A 20,611-nucleotide genomic window follows, 5' to 3' on the forward strand; every position below is an offset into this window, starting at 1 on the left:
GCGCGGCACCATCGTGGCCGGTCACGCGGTTCCCCGGGCCCATCAACGCTCACGCCTCCCGGCGCGTCCACCCGGCCGGCCCGGCCATGTCCTGGCGCCGCACCCAGGCGATCAGGGCGAGGGGAACGATCAGGATGATCGGTGTCGCCGCGTACTCCCCGTCGAAGGCGGTGATCTGCGTGATGAACGCACCCACCATCAGCGCGCCCAGCGAGGCCGCCGCGACCGAGGCCAGCGCGGGGATCAACAGCCCGATCGCACCGGCCAGTTCGAGCGCACCGATGGTGTACATCCCCGCGCTGCCCCAGCCGAGCGTGTCGAAGGACTCGACGGCCGACGGATGAGCGATCAGCTTGGGCAGCGCGCTCGCGAAGGCGTAGAACAGGGCGAGCACGATCTGCAGCGCACGCAGCGAGATCCGCGCACCCTTGCTGCGAGCGGTGCCCTTCGTGCCGGGGGTGGAAGCGGTGCGGGTGACGGGAGCGATGGTCTCGGACATGGGGTCTCCTGTGTGAAGCGGTTCCGTCGTGCTGTCACAGAGGTAGACCGGGGCGCTCCCCCGAACTCATCGCTGCCCGCCCGATTCTCACGCCGAGATTCCCCGGCTCCCCGTCACCGCGCCGGCACCGCCTTCACCCATATCCGGTCCTCCGTCAGATACCGGTCCACCTTCAGCCCCGCCTCCCCCAGCGCCTCCTCGAACTGCTGCTTGGTCAGCGGCCGTGTCCGGAACGTCTGGGTCCACTCGCCGTCCGGGAAGACGTACTCCACGAACACCTCGTTGACCCCGTCCCCGACCGGTTCGGTCGAGGCTATGCGGACCGTGTGGCCCCGGGGGTCGACACGCTCCCGGGGCACGTTCGTGTGGTAGTCCTCCCCCTCGCGCTGGATCAGCACGAAGCCGTCGTCCGCGACATGCCGCAGACACGTCGCGAGCAACGCGCGCCGCACCTCGGAGTCCCCGGCGTGGACGAGGAACGACGCGAGCAGCACCACGTCGTACTTCTCGCCCAGGTCGAGCTCCTCGATGCGGCCGCATATCGTGCGGGCTCCTCGGACCCGCTCCAGCATCTCCGCCGACTCGTCGACGGCCGTGACGGTGAACCCCCGCTCGATCAGGGGATGGGTCATACGGCCCACCCCACTGCCCAGTTCGAGGATGCGCGCACCCGCGGGCGCGACGCCCGCGATCACCTCCGGCTCGTTCCCCACCGGCAGCCGCGAGTACAGCTCGACCGCGCAGCCGTCCGGGGTGATCGCGCCGGGTCCGGTCCCCTTGTAGCCCTCACGCATCTGAATGCTCATATCCGTCCAACGGCCGGGCGGGCGGGGGCCGTTCCTGTCACCTGTCACCCGATGGAGTGAACATGTGTACCCCGAGCCGAACGTGTCGTCGATGCGTCACCACGCGAACCATCCATGCCCGCTGTACCAGTGCCCGCCCGCCCGCAGATGATCGACCACGGTCCGCTCCAGACTCGTCCGGCGCGGCAGCGTCTCCACGGGCAGGTCCGGGTCCCCGAACACGAAGCGGATCGGCAGGTCGTCCTCGGGTTCGCCGGTCCGGCAGGCGATCCTGAACCGGTCCTGGAAGCGGACGATATTGGAGTTCTCCGGCAGGTACCGCTTCAGCTGTGGGTCGAGGAGCCAGGAGTGGCAGCAGCCCGCCGTGTAGTGCTCCTCCGGGAAGTGCCGGGGGAAGAAGTCATGGGCCAGCGCCAGGGAACGGTCGCACGCTTGCGGGGTCAGGGGTCCCGCGTAGTCGGGTATGTGCAGGTCGAGGCAGGGGTCTCCGGGCCGTAGCGTCAGACCGGCCGCCGCCAGCGCGACCCCCTCGCGCCCGCTCAGCCGTGACCGCTGGTACTGCAGCCGACCGAGCTGGAACAGCTCCCCGTGGAAGTGCAGCGAGAACCAGGTCGGTGCCACCAGCCCGCCCACGCCGTACCGCCGGCGGTGCAGCACCAGCCCCCGGCCCAGATCCGCGAGGGTACGCCGGGAGATGTCGTCGGGGATGCCGCGCTCGCGGTGGTACGCGCGCACGTACGGCAGGGCCGCGGCGCAGACGTACACATGGAAGTAGCGGCCCAGCGGGCCCGATTCCGGGGGAAGCGGCAGCAGCCTCAGCCCTTTGCCGATCTTCCCCATGTCCCGCACGAGCCCGGCGACACACCGCTCGAACAGCCAGGTCGCCCCCTCGTCGTCCGCGAGCGTGCGGCGCAGCGCGACCATGTCGTTGATGTCCTCGTACGGCACGGCGAGGTCCACCAGCACATCGAGCAGATCGTCGGCGTCCGGAAGCCGCGCCTGGGCTTCCGGGGCGCCCTCGCCCTCCTCCAGTTCCTTCAGCCAGTCGGTGAGCTTCTCGTCCGCCCGCAGCGCGTCCAGCAGCACCCGTCGCCTCCCCCTCACACCGCCTCGGTCTTCTACCGCACGGGTCTTCTGGAGAACGCACGAGACGGAGAGTACGTTTCCGAGTAGGACGAGGAGGAGCGGCGATCCGATGCGTACCGGCAGTGAACCGAGGACAGCGCGCAGTCCCCTGCGGATGCGTCTCTGGCTGAGCGTGTGGGGCCTGATCTGGGCGATCGCCGGAACAGTGGCCTTCGCTCTGGCCGGCCGCCCCGGCTGGGCCGCCGCCTGCGGGGTGCTGTGGCTGATCGTCATCGTCGACCTGACGATGATCCTGCGCCACATCCGCCAGGGCCCGCACTACCAGCCGGGCCGAGACATTCCCCCGTACCCACCGGTGAGGGACTAGGACATCCCGCGCCCCGCCTGGGCGCGGCGAACCGCGGGACAGGCCGATGCGAGCCCTCAGGTGTCGAAGCGTGCCGCTTCCAGGTACTGCGGATTGGGGTCCAGGGCGGCGGCGAGCCGAAAGTGCCGCTTGGCCTGGTCGGGGCGGGCCTGCCGCTGATAGGTGCGGGCGAGGGCGAAGTGCGCGAACGCGTTGTCCGGCTCGCGCTCCAGGACGATGGTGAACTCCAGCTCGGCGGGCCGCAGTTGGGCGGCCGCGAAGAAGGCGCGGGCGCGCAGCAACCGGGCGGCGGTGTTCTCGGGGTGCTCGGCTATGACCCGGTCGAGCAGCTTCACCGCGCCCCGCGGGTCGCGCGCGGCGAGCAGCTGCTCGGCGGCGCGGAAGTCGATGACGTGCGTCTCCGGGGTACGTCCGGTGGAACCGCTGGTCTCGGGCACGGCTGAGTCCTTCCCTTGCTGGGACGGTTCAACGCCCCCTGCGCCCCGGCTATTCCTACGAGCGTTCGGATCCCTCCCGGGACGGGTGTGCCCGGCGCGTGAGATCCGCCCATACCTCCCTTACCCGCCGCCGGAGGTCCTCCAGGGGGACGTCGTTGTCGATGACGATGTCCGCGATTTCCAGACGCTTCTCACGGGTGGCCTGGGCGGCCATACGCGCGCGTGCGTCCTCCTCGGTCATGCCGCGCAGGCGTACGAGACGGTCGAGCTGGGTCTCGGGGGCGGCGTCCACGACGACGACCAGGTCGTACAGCGGGGCGAGGCCGTTCTCGGTGAGCAGGGGGACGTCGTGGACGACGACGGCGTCCTCGGCGGCCGAGTTCTCCAGCTCTCTGGAGCGGGCGCCCACCAAGGGGTGCACGATCGCGTTCAGCGCGGCGAGCTTCTCCGGGTCCGCGAAGACGAGGGAGCCCAGCTTGGGGCGGTCCAGGCCGCCGTCCGGCGCGAGGACGTCCTCGCCGAAGGTCTCGACGACCGCCGCGAGCCCGGGCGTGCCCGGGGCGACGACCTCGCGTGCGATCCGGTCCGCGTCGATCAGCACGGCGCCGCACTCCACGAGCAGCCGCGACACCTCGCTCTTGCCGGCGCCGATACCGCCGGTGAGACCCACTTTCAGCATGCCCGGCAGCTTAGGGCCTGCCACTGACACCCCTGTGGGAGACCCTGGTTTCCGGGTCTCCCACAGGCCTGAGACGGCTCAGCCCTCGCCCTCCCGCTCCGCCAGGAACTTCTCGAACTCGCGTCCGATCTCGTCCGCGGACGGGATGTCGACGGGCTCCGCGAGCATGTTGCCCCGCGTCTCGGCGCCCGCGGCCGCGTCGTACTGGTGCTCGAGACCCTGGACGAGGGCGACGAGTTCCTCGTCGCCTTCCCTGATCTGCCGGTCGATCTCGGTCTGCGTACGGTGCGCCTCCGTGCGCAGGGCGTGCGCGACGGAGGGCAGGACCAGGCCCGTGGCGGCCGTGACGGCCTCCAGGACGGTCAGGGCGGCGTCCGGGTAGGGGGAGCGGGCGATGTAGTGCGGGACGTGCGCGGCGACGCCCAGCACGTCGTGTCCGGCCTGCATGAGGCGGTACTCCACCAGGGACTCGGCGCTGCCGGGGACCTGGGCCTCCTCGAAGGGGCTGCGGTGGCCGGGCACCAGCTCGGCCCGGTTGCCGTGCGGGGTGAGGCCGACCGGACGGGTGTGCGGTACACCCATGGGGATGCCGTGGAAGTTCACCGACAGGCGGACGCCGAGCCGCTCCACGATCTGCTGGACGGCGGCCGCGAAGCGCTCCCACTCCACATCCGGCTCGGGGCCCGACAGCAGCAGGAAGGGCGCGCCGGTGGCGTCCTGGACGAGCCGTACGTCCAGCGTCGGCTCCTCGTAGTCGGTCCAGCTGTCGCGCTTGAACGTCAGCAGCGGGCGGCGCGCGCGGTAGTCCACGAGCCGGTCGTGGTCGAAGCGGGCCACCACCTGGTGGGGCAGTGAGCCGAGAAGCCGCTCGACGATCTGTTCGCCCGTCTCACCCGCGTCGATGTATCCGTCGAAGTGGTAGAGCATGACAAGTCCCGCCGACTCCTGGGCGAGCGCCATGTCGACGACTGCCAGGCCCTTCGGCTCCCATGCGTACAAACCCTGCGGATCAAGCACTGTGACCGCTCCTCCTCGTGTCCGTACTTCCCAACGCGGGACGGGGGCCGGGCATTCCCGCAGGGCGTTCCGCACGTGCCGGCGCATACGTCCAGGGCATGCGTCCCGGCGCACGTCTACGACCGCTCCCCGCGCGCGTGGAGCGCGGTCACGGCCTTCCCGGGCGGACGGCTGTAGCACCGAAGTTGTAGTAGCCGACCATCACGCCGCGCGGGCCGTGGAAGCCGTGGGGGGCGCCCCCACGCCGCCACCGCGCGCCCCCCTGGGCAGCACTGAGGGCCCGCACCCAGAAGGGTGCGGGCCCTCAAGCGTTATCGGCTAGACGTCAGCCGTGTGCGTTCAGCTCTGGCCGCCGGCCAGCTTCTCGCGGAGGGCAGCCAGGGCCTCGTCCGAGGCCAGGGCACCGGAGGTGTCCGCACCCTCGGAGGAGTACGAGCCACCACCCGCGGCCGGAGCCGCACCCGCGGTGTCGCCGCCCTCGGCCGCGGCAGCGGCGTCGGCCTCGCGGGACTTGATGACCTGCTGCTGGTGCTGCTCGAAGCGGGTCTGCGCCTCGGCGTACTGGCGCTCCCACTCCTCGCGCTGCTTCTCGTACCCCTCGAGCCAGTCGTTGGTCTCGGGGTCGAAGCCCTCGGGGTAGATGTAGTTGCCCTGGTCGTCGTACGACGCGGCCATGCCGTACAGCGTCGGGTCGAACTCGACCGAGGCCGGGTCCGAACCGAAGGACTCGTTGGCCTGCTTCAGCGAGAGGCTGATGCGACGGCGCTCGAGGTCGATGTCGATGACCTTGACGAAGATCTCGTCGTTGACCTGGACGACCTGCTCCGGGATCTCCACGTGGCGCTCGGCCAGCTCGGAGATGTGGACCAGACCCTCGATGCCCTCGTCCACGCGGACGAACGCACCGAACGGAACCAGCTTCGTGACCTTGCCGGGCACGACCTGGCCGATCTGGTGGGTCCGGGCGAACTGCTGCCACGGGTCTTCCTGGGTCGCCTTCAGCGACAGGGAGACACGCTCGCGGTCCATGTCGACGTCGAGGACCTCGACGGTGACTTCCTGGCCGACCTCGACAACCTCGGAGGGGTGGTCGATGTGCTTCCAGGACAGCTCGGAGACGTGGACCAGACCGTCGACGCCACCCAGGTCCACGAAGGCACCGAAGTTGACGATCGAGGAGACCACGCCGGAGCGGACCTGACCCTTCTGGAGGGTCGTGAGGAAGGTCTGGCGGACCTCGGACTGGGTCTGCTCCAGCCAGGCGCGGCGGGACAGGACCACGTTGTTGCGGTTCTTGTCCAGCTCGATGATCTTCGCCTCGAGCTCCTTGCCCACGTAGGGCTGGAGGTCGCGGACACGGCGCATCTCGACGAGGGAGGCCGGCAGGAAGCCACGGAGGCCGATGTCGAGGATGAGACCACCCTTGACGACCTCGATGACGGTACCGGTGACGATGCCGTCCTCTTCCTTGATCTTCTCGATCGTGCCCCAGGCACGCTCGTACTGGGCGCGCTTCTTCGAGAGGATCAGGCGGCCTTCCTTGTCCTCCTTCTGGAGAACAAGGGCTTCGATCTCGTCACCGACGGCGACGACCTCGTTGGGGTCGACGTCGTGCTTGATCGAGAGCTCACGGCTCGGGATGACACCTTCGGTCTTGTAACCGATGTCGAGCAGGACCTCGTCCCGGTCGACCTTCACGATGACGCCGTCGACGATGTCGCCGTCGTTGAAGTACTTGATCGTCTCGTCGATCGCGGCGAGGAAGGCTTCCTCGTTACCGATGTCGTTGACCGCAACCTGCGGGGTGGTGGCGGTGGTCTCGGTGCTGCTCGTCATGTGGGAAAGGGCTCCGGTGCGGACATTGAAGTCGTAGGTACTGCTACGCCGGGAGCCCGTATCGCTCTGAAGAAGCCGGACAGCCAAGGAAGCGCCACACCAGCGAAAAGCCGGTGGCGCCTCGAAAACCGAGGGGACATACGACAGATGCGAGCGCAGCCTGCTACGTCTGAGGTGCGCAGGCCCGCAGCGCAACTTGTAGCATACGGGGGCAGCCAGGCAGGGTCAATGCGCGAAGGCGCACACCCGGGGCGGAACGCCGCATACCCGGCACAAAACCTGTCCCATGAGGCCACGCAGGCCTGAGAGACCCCTTTCGTGTCACCACCGGAACGGGTCGCGTCACGCAGGTTACGGAAGAGTACGACGAGGGAGCCGATCATCCAAGAGCCCGATGTCCACGAAGCCGGCGAGGCCCACGGGGCCCCTGGTTCCCTCGAGGCCGCCGAACCGGAGGCCACCCGGCGCGAGGCCGGGACGACGGAGAGTTCCCGGGCCAACCGGGGCTGGTGGGACCGCAACGCGGACGAGTACCAGATCGAGCACGGCACATTCCTCGGCGACGACCGCTTCGTGTGGGGCCCGGAAGGGCTCGACGAGGTCGAGGCGGAGCTGCTGGGGCCGCCCGAGGAGCTGAAGGGCAAGGACGTCCTGGAGATCGGCGCCGGCGCCGCGCAGTGCGCGCGCTGGCTGGCCGCCCAGGGGGCCCGTCCGGTCGCCCTGGACCTCTCCCACCGTCAGCTCCAGCACGCCCTGCGCATCGGGGGATCGTTCCCGCTGGTGTGCGCCGACGCCGGGGACCTGCCCTTCGCGGACGGCTCCTTCGACCTGGCGTGCTCGGCGTACGGGGCGCTGCCCTTCGTCGCCGACCCGGTGCGGGTGCTGCGGGAGGTCCGCCGCGTCCTGCGCCCAGGCGGCCGTTTCGTCTTCTCGGTGACGCATCCGATCCGCTGGGCCTTCCCCGACGAGCCCGGCCCGGAGGGGCTGTCCGTCTCCGGCTCCTACTTCGACCGCACGCCGTATGTCGAGCAGGACGACGATGGGCGGGCGGTCTACGTGGAGCACCACCGGACGATCGGCGACCGCGTCCGGGACGTCGTGGCGGCGGACCTCCGGCTGGTCGACCTGGTCGAGCCGGAATGGCCCGCCTGGAACACCTCCGAGTGGGGCGGCTGGTCGCCGCTGCGCGGGAATCTGATCCCGGGTACGGCGATCTTCGTGTGCGAGCGGGACTGAGGCGGGCGCACGACACACTGGAGTCGTGATCCGTTACGACGCCCTGGACGCGCTGCCCGTGCGCGCTGCCCTGCCCGGTCTGAACGAGGCGCTGGAGGGCCACGGCACCGCCGTGCTGGTCGCGCCGCCCGGGACCGGAAAGACGACGCTGGTGCCGCTGGCCCTGGCGGGGCTGCTGGACGGCGGGCCGGTACGGCGGGTGGTCGTCGCCGAGCCCCGGCGGATCGCGGCGCGGGCGGCGGCGCGGCGGATGGCGTGGCTGCTGGGCGAGGACGTCGGCCGGAGCGTCGGCTACACCGTGCGCGGTGAACGGGTGGTGGGCCCCCGCGCGCGCGTGGAGGTGGTGACGACCGGTGTTCTGCTGCAACGGTTGCAGCGGGACCAGGAGTTGCAGGGGGCCGATGTCGTCGTGCTCGACGAGTGCCACGAGCGGCATCTGGACGCGGACACGGTGGCGGCGTTCCTGCTCGACGTGCGGGCGGCGCTGCGGCCCGAGCTGCGGCTGGTGGCGGCGTCGGCGACGACGGACGCGGAGGGCTGGGCGCGGCTGCTGGGCGGTGCGCCGGTGGTCGCGGCGCAGGGGGTGTCGTACCCGGTCGAGGTGGTGTGGGCGCCGCCGGCCCGTCCGGTACGGCCGCCGCACGGGATGCGGGTGGATCCGGCGGCGTTGGCGCATGTGGCGTCGGTGGTGCGGCGGGCGCTGGCCGAGCGGCACGGGGACGTCCTGTGCTTCCTGCCCGGGGTGGGCGAGATCGCACGGGTGGCCGGGCAGCTGGGCGACCTCGGTGACGTGGAGGTGCTCCAGGTGCACGGGCGGGCGCCGGCCGCCGTGCAGGACGCCGTGCTGGCGGGCGGTGAGCGGCGTCGGGTGGTGCTGGCGACCTCGGTGGCCGAGTCCTCGCTGACGGTGCCCGGGGTACGGGTCGTGGTCGACTCCGGGCTCGCGCGGGAGCCACGCGTCGACCACGCGCGGGGGCTGAGCGCCCTGACGACCGTACGGGCCTCGCAGGCGGCCGGGCGGCAGCGGGCCGGGCGGGCCGGGCGCGAGGCCCCCGGCACGGTCTACCGGTGCTGGGCGGAGGCCGAGGACACCCGTCTGCCGCGCTTCCCCTCGCCGGAGATCAAGGTGGCCGACCTGACCGCGTTCGCTCTCCAGACGTCCTGCTGGGGCGACCCGGACGCCTCGGGGCTCGCCCTCCTTGACCCACCGCCGAGCGGGGCGATGGCGGCGGCCCGGAACGTTCTCTCCGCGATCGGCGCGGTCGGCTCCGCCGGGCACGCCACGGAACGGGGTGTGCGCATGTCCCGCCTGGGCCTGCACCCCCGCTTGGCCCGGGCCCTCCTCGACGCGACGCCGCTGGTGGGGGCCGAGCGGGCGGCTGAGGTCGTCGCGCTGCTGAGCGAGGAGCCGCCACGGGAGTACGGCGACGATCTCACCGCCGCGCTGCGCCGCGCCCGGCGCGGGGGTGACGCCTACGCCGCTCGCTGGCGCACCGAGGTCCGGCGTCTGCGCGCCGCATCACCGCCCGAGCCTTCGGCGCGGCCCCTTCACGCTGCGGCCAGGAGTGGGGCGGGCGAGTGGGCAGGTGATGACGGCGATCGGGGGGTGGGGGCCGTGGTCGCGCTCGCGTTTCCGGAGAGGGTGGCCCGGGGGGACAAGGGGGCGTATCTCATGGCTTCCGGGACTCGGGCCGAGGTCGGGGCGGGGTCCGGGTTGCAAGGGGCGCCTTGGATCGCCGTGGCTGTCGCCGATCGGGCAGTGGGGGCCGGGCACGCGCGCGTGCGGCTCGCGGTCGTGATCGATGAGGGGGTCGCTCGGGAGGCGGCCGGGGCCCTCCACAGCCAGGGCGAGGAGGTCGGCTGGCGGGACGGGGACGTCGTCGCGCGGCGGGTCGAGCGGCTGGGGGCGGTGGAGCTGACGGTGCGGCCGCTCAAGGAGGCCCCGCCGGCGCTCGTACGGGCGGCGCTCGTCGAAGGGCTGCGGGTCGAGGGGCTCGACCTGTTGCGGTGGTCCCAGGACGCGACGCGGCTGCGGGAGCGGCTGGCCTTTGTGCGTGCGCGGCTCGGTGAGCCTTGGCCCGACGTTTCCGGCGACGCGCTGCACGCACGCGTGGAGGAGTGGTTGGAGCCGGAGCTGAGCCGTGCCCGGCGGCGGGCAGATCTGGCGCGGATCGACGCCGGAGAGGGGTTGAAGCGGTTGCTGCCGTGGTCCACGGGGGACGCCGTACGGCTGGACGAGCTGGCGCCCGAGCGGATCGAGGTGCCGAGCGGCTCCCGGATACGGGTGGACTACACGCGGCCCGAGCAGCCGGTGCTGGCGGTGAAGTTGCAGGAGATGTTCGGGCTGCGGGAGTCGCCCGTGCTGGCCGGGGTTCCCGTGCTGGTGCATCTGCTCTCCCCCGCCGGGCGGCCCGCCGCCGTGACCGCCGACCTCGCCTCCTTCTGGAAGGACGGATACCGGGCCGTACGGGCGGAGTTGCGCGGTCGGTACCCCAGGCATCCGTGGCCCGAGGACCCGGCGACCGCCGAGCCGACCCGGTACACGAACGCGCGGCTCAGGCGCTGACCGGCTCGGACGCCGGGGGCTTGCTGGACTCCGGCGCGCCGGGCCTGCGGCCGCGGGCCTCGACGTAGAGGGAGAGGGCCAGGAGCAGGAGCCCCAGGCCCAGGAAGCCCCAGGGCAGGTAGGAGGTCATGAGGAGGACGAGGAGACGCTGGGACTTCACCAGGTCGATGGTGTGTTCGGTGTAGTCCTCGCGCATCTTCACGTGGCCGGCGAAGGCGGTCACCTTCTCGCGGTCGCCCAGGAGCGTGCCGCCACGCAGTTCCTCCTTGTGGATCTCCTCGCCGTAGACGGGCGCGCCGGTGACGGGCTCCACCCAGAACTTGCGGACGGTGGTGTACCAGCGGGTCGTGCCCGTCTGGGCCACCGTCTCCCGGGTGATGCCCTCGACGGGCATCACCCGGGGGAAGGGGACCTTGGTCCAGGGGATGGTCTGTTCGAAGTAGTAGACCTCCACGCCCCGGAAGTCCTGGGTGCCCTTGTAGTGGATGGGGGCCGTGATCCGGGCCTGGGCGTCGAAGTACTCGTAGTCCCTCTTCTCCGTGAGGAAGGGCCACTTGAATTCCAGGCCCTCCCGCCGCACGGGGTCGCCGTCGACCATCTCGCCCTTGGCGTGCACGGGTTCCTGGGTGTGGGCGTCGAAGATGTAGCGCTCGGGGATACGGGAGACCAGCTCACCGTCCGGCCCCTGGACGTACGACAGACCGTCCCAGACGACGACGTCCCGGTCGGTCGTCTTCTCGATCTCCTCGGAGGCCTCCACGTTGCCCTTGAGGGTCTGCACGATGGTGACCTCGGGGACCGTCCGCGCGGTCATCGTGCCGTAGTCGAGGAGGGTCGCGTTCTTCGCCTCCAGGACCATGTCCTGGTACTGGTTCGCCGGGATCTTGGCCACGTTCGGGAAGACGTACCAGCGCAGCAGTGGGGACAGCGCCGTGAAGAACACGGCGAGCGCGAGCAGGATCAGACCGGCCCTACGGCGCATCTCGGCCTCCCTCCCGGGCGGTTGCGGCTCATGGATGTGCGGGGACCGTCGTCAGCAACGGCTTCGGTGAGGTCTCCCCCGTCGGTGAGCCCAGCGCCGTGATCGTGAACGCGAGAGCGAAGGCGAGGGCGAGACCGGTGGTGGCGGCGATCAAGGCACGCATACGGGCCTCCCGACGGAAACTGATAGTTCGTCAGATCCGGCACCGTAGCAACGGGTGGGCGAGATGAGAACACGTCGCGCACACACAGCAGCGGCGCCCCTCTCGGGAGAGGGGCGCCGCCATGGCCGTACGGACGAAGGTGTCGGCTAGGACTCGCTGGGGCTGGGCGTCGCCGGTTCGGTCGTCTCGGCCGGGGGCGCCTCCACCTTCAGCTCGACCGTGAGCGTCGCGCCGCCCTCGGTCTCGACGCGGAGCAGGAACGTGCCGGGGGTGTCGTCCGAGTAGAGCTTGGGCAGCGTGAGCAGGCCGTTCTCGTCGGTCTCCAGGGCCAGGGTGCGCACGGGCTTTTCGTCCGCTCCCTTGAAGTAGGGGCCCTTGTCGTTCTCGGTGACGTCGAGGAGCGACTTGATGAGGGTGGCCTTGACGGCGACCTTGTCCGCGACCTCGCCCCGGTAGGTGGCCTTCACCCCGACCTGCTCGGCGAACTCGCCGTTCGGGACGCAGGTCAGCGCGGTGGTGCTGGTCCGGGCGAGGGCGTCGGCCTGGCGGGCGGTGACGGTCGCCGTGTAGTCGAGGGCGGCCACGGAACGGCCGATGACGGTCGCGCGGATCGTGACGGCGCCGGTCTTCTCGCCGGCCACGAGCGCGGGCGCGGTGGCCTTGCCCGCGCTGTCCGTGATGATGGTCGCGATCTTCTCGCCGCCGGCGAAGGTGGTGTCCGTGGCCCCGACGAGGGTGAAGCGGACCCGGACCTTCGCCACGGCCTTGCCCGCCTTGGTCTCGGTGCGGGCGACGAGCTTGTCCGTGAAGGTGTCGCCGGCCATGGCCGTGAAGGTCGACGCGCCTGCGTTCTCCAGGTGGTGCACCGTGTCGGTGGGGGTCTGGTTGTCGGGCGGGGTGGTGGTGTCGCCGTCGCCCGGCTCGTCGGTGGGCGGCTTCCCCGGCTTGTCGGGCTTCCCCGGCTTGTCGGGCTCCCCCGGCTTCGGCGGGGTCGGGTTGGGGCTCGCGGAGTCGCCACCGCCGTTGCTGTTGCCACCGCCGTTGTTGCTGCCGTTGTTGCTGCCACCGGCGTTGCCGCCGCCGTTGTTGTTGCTGTTGCCGCTCGGCGTCTCGGGCAGGGAACCGGTGCCGTCCGGGATCTCGTGGGTGCCCTCGCGGTAGTGGTCCAGCCACGTCATGACGAGGTTGTAGTACTCGGTGGAGTTGTTGTAGCTGAGGATGGCGCTGCGGAGGTTCCCGCTGTTCGACAGGTCCCAGTTGAACCGGCAGAGGTAGTTGCCGGCGGCGAGGGCGGCGTCGTAGATGTTGTTGGGGTCCTTGGCGCCGTCGCCGTTGCCGTCGCGGCCCGCCCACTGCCAGGTGGAGGGGATGAACTGCATGGGGCCGACCGCCTGGTCGTACACGGTGTTGCCGTCGTGCACGCCGTTGTCGGTGTCGCTGATGTTCGCGAACCCGTTGCCGTTGAGGACCGGGCCGAGGATCTTGCTGGTCGTCGTGCCCTCGGCGTCGACGCGGCCGCCGCGGGCCTGGCCGGACTCCACCTTGCCGATGGCGGCGAGGAGTTCCCAGGGCAGGTTGCAGCCGGGCTTGGACTCGCGCAGGGACGCCTCGGCCTTCTTGTAGGCGTCGAGGACGGTCGCGGGTATACCGCGTTCACCGGCGGTCGCGCCCGAGCCGTCGCCCGTGCCGGGCGTCACGGTGGGGCTGTCGAGCGGCGGGAGGTCCGTGTAGTACTGCGAGTTGCCCGAGGCGGTGTCCTCGGCCTGGGGGCTCGCGTCCGGCACGGGCGCCCCGGTCGTCTGTCTGCCTGCGCTGTCGGTGGTCACTCCCGGGGCCTGCGAGGCGGCCAACGCCGCTACCGTGGCCGCGGCCAGGGCGGTGGTCGCCGCCCCCTTGCGGAGCCTCAAACCGAACTGCGCCGCCATTGAGTGAACCCCTCCTCGGTGGTCGATCGCCTTGGCGCTCTACCGATTTACTGCTGTCTCAGCCACTTGTCCGCATTTGCCGGACCGGTGTTTTCCCTGCTCTGGAACACCGACTCCGGAGCGCCGGCTTTGGTTGCCCGGTTCCGGAATTCTCTTCCCGGATTTCCCTCGGCCCCATACCCACCGGCGCGCGACCCAGGCGACCCTACGACAACTTCCGTCGCCCGGGCACCCGTTCGTGCCCGTTTTTCGCCGATTGACGTTATCGGTTACGTGTCATTGAGGCACCGTTCGGATGCGCTCGCACAAGTCACGCATACTGGCGGCCGGTCATCGCCGGGCCGGCGGGTCCGGCCAAAGTCCGTCACAGGGGGACGACTTGCCCTTCACGCTCAGCCACGCGGCCGCCGTACTGCCCGCCCTGCGGGGGGACGGGACCGGGCGCGGACCACTGGTGCCGTCGGTGCTCGTCGCCGGTTCGTTCGCGCCCGACCTGACCTACTACGTGGCGAGTGTGCTGCCCGAGGCCATGGAGTTCGGCGATGTCACGCACTCCTTCGCCGGGGTCTTCACCGTCGACGTCCTCATCACCTGGGCGCTGGTCGGGCTGTGGCTGGTACTGCGGGAGCCGCTGGTCGCGTTGCTGCCACGGGGGCGGCAGGGACGGGTGGCCTCCTTGGTGCGCTGCGGGTCGGGGGCACGGCGGTTCAGCCCCTCGGTGGCGCTGTGGTGGTACGTCTGCGCCGCCCTCGGGTCGCTGACCCATGTCGTCTGGGACGCGTTCACACATCTCGACCGGTGGGGGATGCGGCTGTTCCCCGTCCTCGGCGAGGAGATCGCGGGCTCGCCGCTCTACTGGTACCTCCAGTACGGGGGCTCCGCGGTCGCGGCGGTGGTGATCGCGGTCTTCGTCGTGCTGGCCCTGCGCCGGCAGCCGGTGGCCGAGCCCGTGGGCGTGCCGGTGCTCTCCTCGGCCGACCGGTGGGTGGCGGGACTCGTCATCGGGGGCTGCGCGCTGGTCGCGGCGGTGCAGCGGGTGGCCCGCTGGTGGGCGTACTGGGGGTCGGTCGCCAAGCCGTACGAGGTGATCCCGACCGTGTGCTTCGGGGCGGGCGCCGGGCTGGTGCTGGGCGTGGTCCTGTACGGCGTCGGTGTCAGGGTCTGGCGCCCGGCCCCTCCCGCTCCGGCGCCCGGCGTCGACGCGGCGGCGGACAGCTCGGTCCCGCGCTGAGCACGGGGCGCCGGGTGAGCGTCGGCCTGGGGGTGCGGGGCCTGGCGGCGTGGGCCGCGTACGGCGGTACGTGGCCGAGGAGGGCCGCCAGGGGGTGGGTCAGCGTCCAGGGGTAGAGGCTGTGCGGCCGCCGGACGCGGGGGCGGGCCCAGGGGAGGCGTGGGTGCGCCCGGCTGAGCCGGGTTCGCAGCACTGACAGGCGGGTGGCAGCTGTCGCAGTACGGCGGCTAAGCGTGCGTATGCCCATGCGGGCATCCTTACGGCTCGGCTCCCCCGGGTGCGCCTTGATGAGGGCCAGCCGGGTGACACGCCGCGCCCCCAGGAGAGGGGTGCCCGCGGGCTCGGTACCGCCGAAGAGCACCGCGGGCCTGCTCGGGGAATGTCGGCCTTCCCCCGAGGGCCCCGGTCCATGGCCGACCCCGTTGAGGGGCCCGGAGTGCTGCGTGCCGGGCCCCGTCTGCCCGTGGTCTAGTGGGCCGCCGACTCCCAGTCCGGGCCGTGGCCCACGGAGACGTCCAACGGGGCCCTCAGGTGTACGGCGTTGGCCATTTCGTGGCGGAGGAGTTGCTCGGTGCGCTCGCGCTCGCCGGGGGCGATCTCGAGGACGATTTCGTCGTGGACCTGGAGGAGCATGCGGGAGGCGAGGCCGGCCTCGTCCAGGGCGCGGCCGACGTTGAGCATGGCGATCTTGACGATGTCGGCGGCGGTGCCCTGGATGGGCGCGTTGAGAGCCATCCGCTCGGCGGCCTCACGACGCTGACGGTTGTCGCTGTTGAGGTCGGGGAGGTAGCGGCGGCGCCCGAAGAGCGTCGCCGTGTAGCCCGTCGCCCTCGCCTCGTCCACGACCCGGCGCAGATAGTCCCGTACACCACCGAACCGCTCGAAGTACGCGTCCATCAGGGCGCGCGCCTCACCCGCCTCGATGTTCAGCTGCTGGGAGAGACCGAACGCGGACAGACCGTAGGCCAGGCCGTACGACATCGCCTTGATCTTGCGGCGCATCTCCGCGTCCACCGCCGACTGCTCGACCCCGAACACCTGCGCGGCCGCCGTGGTGTGCAGGTCCTCGCCCGAGGTGAACGCCTCGACCAGGCCCGCGTCCTCGGAGAGGTGGGCCATCACACGCAGCTCGATCTGGCTGTAGTCCGCCGTCATCAGCGACTCGAAGCCCTCGCCGACGACGAAGCCGCGGCGGATGGCCCGGCCCTCGTCGGTGCGGACGGGGATGTTCTGCAGGTTCGGGTCCACCGAGGACAGGCGGCCCGTGGCGGCGACCGTCTGGTTGAACGTGGTGTGGATACGGCCGTCGGCGGCGATCGTCTTGATCAGGCCCTCGACGGTCACGCGGAGCTTCGCCTGCTCGCGGTGGCGGAGCATGATGACCGGCAGTTCGTTGTCCGTCTGGCCGGCGAGCCAGGCCAGGGCGTCGGCGTCCGTGGTGTACCCGGTCTTCGTGCGCTTGGTCTTGGGCAGGGCCAGCTCGCCGAAGAGGACCTCCTGGAGCTGCTTGGGCGAGCCCAGGTTGAACTCGTGCCCCGCCGCCGCGTGCGCCTCCTTCACCGCCTGCTGCACGGCGCCCGCGAACATCTGCTCCATGGCCTCCAGATGCGCCCGGTCCGCCGCGATGCCATGGCGTTCCATACGGGCCAGGAGCGCGGAGGTCGGCAGCTCCACGTCACGCAGCAGCTCCGCCGCGCCGACCTCCTCCAGGCGCTCCCCGAAGGCCACGCCGAGGTCGAGGATCGCGCGGGCCTGCACCATCAGCGCGTCGGCCTCGGCGCCCTCGTCCGCGCCGAAGGCCAGCTGACCGTCGGCCGTGGCGGCGGGGGCCAGCTCGCGGCCCAGGTACTCGAGGGAGAGCGCGTCCAGGTCGAAGGAGCGGCGGCCCGGCTTGACCAGATAGGCGGCGAGCGCGGTGTCCATGGAGACGCCCTCGACGGTCCAGCCGTGCTCGGCGAAGACCCGCATCGCGGCCTTGGCGTTGTGGAACACCTTCGGCTTCGCCGTGTCCGCCAGCCAGGAGGCCCACGCGGTCTCGTCCGTCTCGTCCAGCTGCGTCGGGTCGAACCAGGCGGCCGCTCCCCCGGCGGCGGCGAGCGCGATCTCGGCGACCGAGCCCGTGCCGAGCGCCCAGGTGTCGACCGTGGCGACGCCGAGGACCTCCGTGCCGTGCTCGGTGAGCCAGGGGGCCAGCTCGCCGGAGCCCAGCACCGTACCGTCGACCGCTACGCCCGGGGCGGTCGGCTGCCCGGCGTCGGCCTCCTCGGCCCCCGGGTCGACGGCCAGCAGGCGCTCGCGCAGCGAGGGGTTACGGATCTCCAGAGTGTCCAGGACCATCGCGACGGCCTTGCGGTCGTACGCGGCGCGCTCCAAGTCGGCGACCCCCTTGGGCAGTTCGACCGTGCGCACCATCTCGGTGAGGCGGCGGTTGAGCTTGACGGCCTCCAGGTGGTCGCGGAGGTTCTGCCCGGCCTTGCCCTTGACCTCCTCGACGCGCTCGACGAGTTCCGCGAACGAACCGAACTGGTTGATCCACTTCGCGGCGGTCTTCTCGCCGACGCCGGGGATGCCGGGCAGGTTGTCGGACGGGTCGCCGCGCAGGGCCGCGAAGTCCGGGTACTGGGCCGGGGTGAGGCCGTACTTCTCGAACACCTTCTCCGGGGTGAACCGGGTCAGCTCCGAGACGCCCTTCGTCGGGTAGAGCACGGTGGTGTGCTCGGAGACCAGCTGGAAGGAGTCGCGGTCGCCGGTGACGATGAGGACCTCGAAGCCGTCGGCCTCGGCCTGGGTGGCGAGTGTGGCGATGACGTCGTCGGCCTCGAAGCCGTCGACGGCGAAGCGGACGGCGTGCATCGCGTCGAGGAGCTCGCCGATCAGCTCCACCTGGCCCTTGAACTCGTCCGGGGTCTTGGAGCGGTTCGCCTTGTACTCCGTGAACTCCTCGGAGCGCCAGGTCTTGCGGGAGACGTCGAACGCGACCGCGAAGTGGGTGGGGGCCTCGTCGCGCAGCGTGTTCGCCAGCATCGACGCGAAGCCGTAGATCGCGTTGGTGGGCTGGCCCGTCGCCGTCGTGAAGTTCTCGGCGGGCAGCGCGAAGAACGCGCGGTAGGCCAGCGAGTGCCCGTCCATGAGCATGAGCCGGGGACGGCTGCCGCCGGGGGTGCTGTCGGTCTTCTTCGATCCTGTCTCTGCCACGCCCCCGATCCTGCCACGTACCACTGACACCCGGACCCCAGGGACGTCCCGAGGGCCGACGGGCACGGCCTGGGGCCGGGTTCGGCACCGCTGGACAACGGCATCGTGGTCGATCGCCGTCGCTGCGGCAGCCTGGGGCGAGCGAGGAGAGGAGCGATCAAGGAAGGCCGGCGGTGGAGAAGCCGCACCCTCCGGTGGTCGTCGCGCCGTTGCCCGGCCTCGTTCCATGTCGGTGTCGCGTGCGACGATCGAAGTCGTAGCCACACGCCCGACAGCACACGTACGCCAATGGGGAGCAGCGATGGCCGGCAAGGCGCCGAAGAGTGATCCGGTTCAGGACGCGCCGCAGGTCGCGGGGCCCAAGCACGCGGCGGCGGGGCTGCCGGCGATCGGGCACACGCTGCGGATCGCGCAGCAGCAGATGGGCGTGAAGCGGACCGCGCTGACGCTGCTGCGGGTCAACCAGAAGGACGGCTTCGACTGCCCGGGCTGCGCCTGGCCGGAGCCGGACCACCGGCACGCCGCGGAGTTCTGCGAGAACGGCGCGAAGGCGGTCGCCGAGGAGGCCACGCTGCGCCGGGTCACCCCGGAGTTCTTCGCCGCCCACCCGGTCGCCGATCTGGCCGACCGGAGTGGGTACTGGCTCGGGCAGCAGGGGCGGCTCACCCACCCCGTGTACCTCCCCGAAGGCGGCGACCGGTACGAGCCGGTGTCCTGGGAGCGCGCCTTCGACATCGTCGCCGAGGAGCTGAAGGCGCTCGACTCCCCCGACGAGGCGCTCTTCTACACCTCGGGCCGGACCAGCAACGAGGCCGCGTTCCTGTACCAGCTGTTCGCCCGCGAGTTCGGTACGAACAACCTGCCGGACTGCTCCAACATGTGCCACGAGTCGTCGGGCTCCGCGCTCTCCGAGACGATCGGCATCGGCAAGGGCAGCGTCCTGCTGGAGGACCTCTACAAGGCCGATCTGATCGTCGTCGCCGGCCAGAACCCGGGGACGAACCATCCTCGGATGCTGTCCGCGCTGGAGAAGGCCAAGGCGAACGGCGCGAAGATCATCACGGTCAATCCGCTGCCCGAGGCCGGTCTGGAGCGGTTCAAGAACCCGCAGACCCCGCAGGGCATGCTCAAGGGCGCCGCCCTCACCGATCTGTTCCTGCAGATCCGCATCGGCGGCGACCAGGCCCTCTTCCGTCTCCTCAACAAGCTGGTCCTGGAGACCGAGGGGGCGGTGGACGAGGCGTTCGTCCGCGAGCACACGCACGGCTTCGAGGAGTTCACCGAGGCCGCCCGCGCCGCCGACTGGGAGGAGACGCTCACCGCGACCGGGCTCACCCGGGAGCAGATCCAGGACGCCCTGCGCATGGTCCTCGCCTCGAAGCGGACCATCGTCTGCTGGGCCATGGGCCTCACCCAGCACAAGCACGCGGTGCCCACCATCCGCGAGGTGGTCAACTTCCTGCTGCTGCGCGGCAACATCGGCCGCCCCGGCGCGGGTGTGTGCCCGGTGCGCGGCCACTCGAACGTGCAGGGCGACCGCACGATGGGCATCTTCGAGCGGCCCGCCCCGGCGTTCCTGGACGCCCTGGAGAAGGAGTTCGGCTTCGCGCCGCCCCGGGAGCACGGCTACGACGTCGTACGGGCCATCAAGGCCATGCGCGACGACAGGGCGAAGGTGTTCTTCGCGATGGGCGGCAACTTCGTGTCGGCGTCCCCCGACACGGAGGTGACGGAGGCGGCGATGCGCCGGGCCCGGCTGACCGTGCACGTGTCGACGAAGCTGAACCGCTCGCACGCGGTCACGGGCGCGCGAGCGCTGATCCTGCCCACCCTGGGCCGCACGGAGCGTGACCTCCAGGGCGGCGGCGAGCAGTTCGTGACCGTCGAGGACTCGATGGGCATGGTGCACGCCTCACGCGGACGCCTGGAGCCGGCGAGCGGCCACCTGCTGTCGGAGCCGGCGATCGTCTGCCGGCTCGCCCGCCGGGTGCTCGGCGAGGACAGCCGGACACCGTGGGAGGAGTTCGAGAAGGACTACGCGACGATCCGCGACCGTATCGCGCGCGTGGTCCCCGGTTTCGAGAACTTCAACGCGCGCGTGGCCGACCCGAGCGGCTTCGCCCTCCCTCACGCCCCGCGCGACGAGCGCCGCTTCCCCACGGCCACCGGCAAGGCCAACTTCACCGCCGCCCCGGTGGAGTACCCGGAGCTGCCCGAGGGCCGTCTGCTGCTGCAGACCCTGCGCTCGCACGACCAGTACAACACCACGATCTACGGCCTGGACGACCGCTACCGGGGCATCAGGAACGGCCGCCGCGTCGTGCTGGTCAACCCCGAGGACGCCCGCGCGCTGAAGATCGCCGACGGGTCGTACGTGGACCTCGTCAGCGAGTGGAAGGACGGCGTCGAGCGCCGCGCCCCCGGCTTCCGGGTCGTGCACTACCCGACCGCCCTCGGCTGCGCGGCCGCCTACTACCCGGAGACCAACGTCCTGGTGCCGCTGGACGCCACCGCGGACACCAGCAACACCCCGGCCAGCAAGTCCGTCGTGGTCCGTCTGGAACAATCGTCGACCGACTGAGCGTT

16 protein-coding genes are annotated in these 20,611 nt (G+C 71.2%); 5 read left to right on the top strand and 11 right to left on the bottom strand.

Features of this window, described 5'->3' with window-relative positions:
• Nucleotides 1-49: 49 nt before the first annotated feature.
• From ACWD26_RS07435 to ACWD26_RS07445, 3 genes are all read right to left on the bottom strand, one after another.
• Nucleotides 50-499: a DoxX family protein gene (locus tag ACWD26_RS07435; RefSeq protein WP_451267194.1), complete on the bottom strand. Its 450-nt coding sequence runs from the start codon at nt 497-499 to the stop codon at nt 50-52.
• Nucleotides 500-612: 113 nt separating this feature from the next.
• Nucleotides 613-1,305 carry a class I SAM-dependent methyltransferase gene (locus ACWD26_RS07440; RefSeq protein ID WP_451267196.1) on the bottom strand — a complete coding sequence of 231 codons (693 nt, stop codon included), beginning with the start codon at nt 1,303-1,305 and terminating at the stop codon, nt 613-615.
• Between the two features lie 96 nt (nt 1,306-1,401).
• Complete coding sequence (locus tag ACWD26_RS07445) at nt 1,402-2,391, bottom strand: acyltransferase domain-containing protein (protein WP_451267198.1); 990 nt, start codon at nt 2,389-2,391, stop codon at nt 1,402-1,404.
• 109 nt (nt 2,392-2,500) lie between these two features.
• Here ACWD26_RS07445 and ACWD26_RS07450 point away from each other — a divergent pair, with 109 nt between their 5' ends.
• Nucleotides 2,501-2,758 carry a DUF6343 family protein gene (locus tag ACWD26_RS07450; RefSeq protein ID WP_451267200.1) on the top strand — a complete coding sequence of 86 codons (258 nt, stop codon included), beginning with the start codon at nt 2,501-2,503 and terminating at the stop codon, nt 2,756-2,758.
• Between the two features lie 56 nt (nt 2,759-2,814).
• On the opposite strand, the gene ACWD26_RS07455 is transcribed toward ACWD26_RS07450, so the two are convergent.
• The 4 genes from ACWD26_RS07455 to rpsA all read right to left on the bottom strand — a co-directional run bounded on the left by ACWD26_RS07455 (nt 2,815) and on the right by rpsA (nt 6,727).
• A complete protein-coding gene (locus ACWD26_RS07455) occupies nt 2,815-3,195 on the bottom strand; it encodes a tetratricopeptide repeat protein (RefSeq protein WP_451267202.1) in 381 nt (126 codons plus the stop codon).
• 55 nt (nt 3,196-3,250) lie between these two features.
• A complete protein-coding gene (gene coaE, locus ACWD26_RS07460) occupies nt 3,251-3,874 on the bottom strand; it encodes a dephospho-CoA kinase (RefSeq protein ID WP_451267204.1) in 624 nt (207 codons plus the stop codon).
• A 78-nt stretch (nt 3,875-3,952) separates the two neighbouring features.
• Entirely contained in the window at nt 3,953-4,891 is a 939-nt protein-coding gene (locus tag ACWD26_RS07465; protein ID WP_451267206.1) for a PAC2 family protein, read from the bottom strand.
• A 339-nt stretch (nt 4,892-5,230) separates the two neighbouring features.
• Entirely contained in the window at nt 5,231-6,727 is a 1,497-nt protein-coding gene (rpsA, locus tag ACWD26_RS07470) for a 30S ribosomal protein S1 (RefSeq protein ID WP_451267208.1), read from the bottom strand.
• A gap of 318 nt (nt 6,728-7,045) precedes the next feature.
• Here rpsA and ACWD26_RS07475 point away from each other — a divergent pair, with 318 nt between their 5' ends.
• Nucleotides 7,046-7,963 (top strand): class I SAM-dependent methyltransferase, encoded by a 918-nt coding sequence (locus ACWD26_RS07475; protein ID WP_451267210.1) that lies wholly within the window; start codon nt 7,046-7,048, stop codon nt 7,961-7,963.
• Nucleotides 7,964-7,988: 25 nt separating this feature from the next.
• Entirely contained in the window at nt 7,989-10,529 is a 2,541-nt protein-coding gene (gene hrpB, locus ACWD26_RS07480) for an ATP-dependent helicase HrpB (RefSeq protein WP_451267212.1), read from the top strand.
• Here hrpB and ACWD26_RS07485 read toward each other — a convergent pair.
• The 3 genes from ACWD26_RS07485 to ACWD26_RS07495 all read right to left on the bottom strand — a co-directional run bounded on the left by ACWD26_RS07485 (nt 10,519) and on the right by ACWD26_RS07495 (nt 13,599).
• Nucleotides 10,519-11,511: a DUF3068 domain-containing protein gene (locus ACWD26_RS07485; RefSeq protein WP_451267214.1), complete on the bottom strand. Its 993-nt coding sequence runs from the start codon at nt 11,509-11,511 to the stop codon at nt 10,519-10,521. The two genes, hrpB and ACWD26_RS07485, sit on opposite strands and share 11 nt — an antisense overlap.
• Before the next feature lie 28 nt (nt 11,512-11,539).
• A complete protein-coding gene (locus ACWD26_RS07490; protein ID WP_451267216.1) occupies nt 11,540-11,674 on the bottom strand; it encodes an SPW_0924 family protein in 135 nt (44 codons plus the stop codon).
• Nucleotides 11,675-11,820: 146 nt separating this feature from the next.
• Nucleotides 11,821-13,599 carry a lytic transglycosylase domain-containing protein gene (locus tag ACWD26_RS07495; protein WP_451267218.1) on the bottom strand — a complete coding sequence of 593 codons (1,779 nt, stop codon included), beginning with the start codon at nt 13,597-13,599 and terminating at the stop codon, nt 11,821-11,823.
• Nucleotides 13,600-13,978: 379 nt separating this feature from the next.
• Here ACWD26_RS07495 and ACWD26_RS07500 point away from each other — a divergent pair, with 379 nt between their 5' ends.
• A complete protein-coding gene (locus ACWD26_RS07500; protein WP_451267220.1) occupies nt 13,979-14,830 on the top strand; it encodes a DUF4184 family protein in 852 nt (283 codons plus the stop codon).
• 468 nt (nt 14,831-15,298) lie between these two features.
• Here the strand turns inward: ACWD26_RS07500 and polA are convergent, their stop codons facing one another.
• On the bottom strand, nt 15,299-18,025 hold the full coding sequence (polA, locus tag ACWD26_RS07505) for a DNA polymerase I (RefSeq protein ID WP_451267222.1): 2,727 nt from the start codon (nt 18,023-18,025) through the stop codon (nt 15,299-15,301).
• 301 nt (nt 18,026-18,326) lie between these two features.
• On the opposite strand from polA, the gene ACWD26_RS07510 reads away from it, so the two are divergent.
• A complete protein-coding gene (locus tag ACWD26_RS07510; protein ID WP_451267224.1) occupies nt 18,327-20,606 on the top strand; it encodes an FdhF/YdeP family oxidoreductase in 2,280 nt (759 codons plus the stop codon).
• Nucleotides 20,607-20,611 lie beyond the last annotated feature (5 nt).

The organism is Streptomyces sp. NPDC002787, assembly GCF_053592095.1.

Bases quoted from the DNA above. Each gene is read 5' to 3' on its own strand.
- ACWD26_RS07435 (WP_451267194.1), bottom strand. From the start codon at position 499: ATGTCCGAGACCATCGCTCCCGTCACCCGCACCGCTTCCACCCCCGGC.
- ACWD26_RS07440 (WP_451267196.1), bottom strand. From the start codon at position 1,305: ATGAGCATTCAGATGCGTGAGGGCTACAAGGGGACCGGACCCGGCGCG.
- ACWD26_RS07450 (WP_451267200.1), top strand. From the start codon at position 2,501: ATGCGTACCGGCAGTGAACCGAGGACAGCGCGCAGTCCCCTGCGGATG.
- coaE (WP_451267204.1), bottom strand. From the start codon at position 3,874: ATGCTGAAAGTGGGTCTCACCGGCGGTATCGGCGCCGGCAAGAGCGAG.
- rpsA (WP_451267208.1), bottom strand. From the start codon at position 6,727: ATGACGAGCAGCACCGAGACCACCGCCACCACCCCGCAGGTTGCGGTC.
- ACWD26_RS07485 (WP_451267214.1), bottom strand. From the start codon at position 11,511: ATGCGCCGTAGGGCCGGTCTGATCCTGCTCGCGCTCGCCGTGTTCTTC.
- ACWD26_RS07490 (WP_451267216.1), bottom strand. From the start codon at position 11,674: ATGCGTGCCTTGATCGCCGCCACCACCGGTCTCGCCCTCGCCTTCGCT.
- ACWD26_RS07495 (WP_451267218.1), bottom strand. From the start codon at position 13,599: ATGGCGGCGCAGTTCGGTTTGAGGCTCCGCAAGGGGGCGGCGACCACC.
- ACWD26_RS07510 (WP_451267224.1), top strand. From the start codon at position 18,327: ATGGCCGGCAAGGCGCCGAAGAGTGATCCGGTTCAGGACGCGCCGCAG.